General features: G+C 39.7%; 2 protein-coding genes and 1 pseudogene. All 3 read left to right on the top strand.

The annotated features are described in order from the left end of the window. The first annotated feature begins 661 nt into the window (after window positions 1-661). Window positions 662-928, top strand: a complete 267-nt coding sequence (locus tag P378_RS10865) for a hypothetical protein (RefSeq protein ID WP_238473133.1) — start codon at window positions 662-664, stop codon at window positions 926-928. Between the two features lie 6 nt (window positions 929-934). Then, window positions 935-1,192, top strand: coding sequence for an aspartyl protease family protein (locus P378_RS21705; RefSeq protein ID WP_099083272.1), 258 nt, complete (start codon window positions 935-937; stop codon window positions 1,190-1,192). Window positions 1,193-1,369: 177 nt separating this feature from the next. Beyond that, a pseudogene (locus P378_RS24160) lies at window positions 1,370-2,225 on the top strand (IS1634 family transposase); the annotation flags it as partial.

The following is a 2,225-nucleotide window of genomic DNA, read 5'->3' as shown; positions in this document are numbered from 1 at the left end:
TCAATTATTCCTTAATATCCTACCTGATACAGGAATGCACAAAGCCCCGGCAAGAGTTAAACAAATTCAAGTCAAGAACCGTCCCTGACTTGAATTTTATGTCTTTGAATTGTCTGAATTATGTACGAMCCCTTCGGCGGAAAAGGGAAGACCCCCGGAGGTTCTCTCCGGAGGCCCTTTTCTGACTCGATCACAATAAGTTAATAAGTTTGGTGCCTGGCACCATTCAATAGAATAAAKTTAAAATTTGTCGGCGGTGGTGTCGAGTTGTGCTATTCATTGAAACTGTCGAACTCCACAAAAAAGAAAAGAACTTGCACTTTAATTTAGTAAAATGCAAGCTTTTTTGGTGCAATTTTCCCAATTTGCCGGGGGCGGTGCCTGGTTCCGTCCGGCGGTAACTTTTTGTAACTTTTTGTGCTCGTATACAACTTTMATGCGAGACGGTACCTGGCACCGCCTGGGTAGCCTTTCTTTGAAACCACCAGACCCGAAAGGATGACCCGGAAAAGAAAAAGTACCGTCACTTTAGTTTAGTGAAGTGCCTGGCACTTCTCTCCCTTGGCACTTCTCTCCCTTCTCTCCTGGAGGGACCGAGCAGAATAGRTATTTTAAGCAAAATATGGTATAATTTTTTAAAATGATAAGGTTGGTGAAATATATGAGATGGGAAGAAGTTAGGAAAATCTACCCAAATCAATACGTTCTCGTTAAAATATTAAATTCATACATAGTAGATAACAAAGAAATTATTGATGATGTTGCTATAATTCGAGGAATAACTGATCCWAAGGAAGCTACCCATGAATTGATGAAAAGTAAAGGTGAACACCCTRGTATATCCATACCAAGAATACAAAAATTGAGATTGAGATTCGACAATACCCTGGGTTTAGGAGAGTATTGTAATGAAACTCCATTACCGTGACGGGTTATTATTTACGGGCTTCGGATTTGCCATAGGGGTAAAGATATCCTGATAGAAAATATCGTTCTTGACACGGGTGCCTCACATACCATCATATCTCCAGATGCCGTTGAAAGTATTGGCATTACCATTGAGGATGATGACATGCTGGTGACCAGCTACGGTGTCGGCGGGAAACAATTTGCCTTTGTAAAAATGGTTGATAAAATTAAGTTTAATACCTTTACTGTAGAGGAATGTTATATTGATTTCGGTGTTATGTAACTGATAACCGGAGTTTGGCGACATATTTTTCCAAACCCAGATATATCAAGGCATGCAGGTTCCACCCCTGAAAATGTAGTCCTAAATTTAAGGTTATATTTAACTATTGAAACCGTAAAATTATTGCGTTATATGGTATAATATTGTAGTCCTAATATTTCCAGTCGGAGGGCTACAATGTTTCTTAAAAAAATTACCATTAAGCAAGAAGATAAAACTTACAATTACTATAAAATCGTCGCTTCTTATAGGGATAAAGATGGTAAACCAAAGCATCGACTTATCCAAAATCTTGGTGTCATGTCTGAAGATGATGCCGAAAGAATGAAATTAATTCTTAAAGCACAACAGGACTCAGACCTGGTGTTAGCTAAGGCGTCCGATATTGTAGTCACAAAGCATTGGTTGTTTCTACCCATAATTCTGTTGCATTCCCTTTGGGAAACCTATCAGTACACCATTTTTTCCCTGATAGCTTATTAATAGAAGCAATGGTGCTCAACCGCTGTATTGAGCCACTCAGCAAAATCCACGTCGTGGAATGGATGCAGGGAACAATATTACCGGCACTGTTTGGCTCCCCCAACTTACCGGATGATTATGCCGTATACCGGGAATTGGATTTTCTTAACAGGCAGGAAGACGCTTTACAAACCCATCTCTATACTCAGCTTAAGCGTCTTGATCCTACCGTTGGAGAAGGATTTTTCTATGACATTACTTCTACCTATATGGAAGGTAGTCATTGCATGATTGCTAAACTGGGGTATTCTCGTGATCATCGGCCAGACTTGGAGCAAATCGTTATTGCTCTTTTAATTACCCCGCAGGTTCACCATTTTACTGGAAAGTGCTTGAAGGAAATACTCAAGACGTTACCACCTTACCTGGTGTGGTTAACGATCTTAAACAACGATTCGGTTTAAAAAAGTGTCATCTTGTGTTTGATCGCGGGATGGTATCTAGTGAACATTTGAATTTACTTGAAACCCAAGAACTGACCTATTTGTCTGCTATGGATAAGGATGAAATA

It is taken from the genome of Desulforamulus profundi (assembly GCF_002607855.1).
Note: the sequence above shows the minus strand (reverse complement) of the source record. Positions and strands in the feature narration are given on the sequence as shown.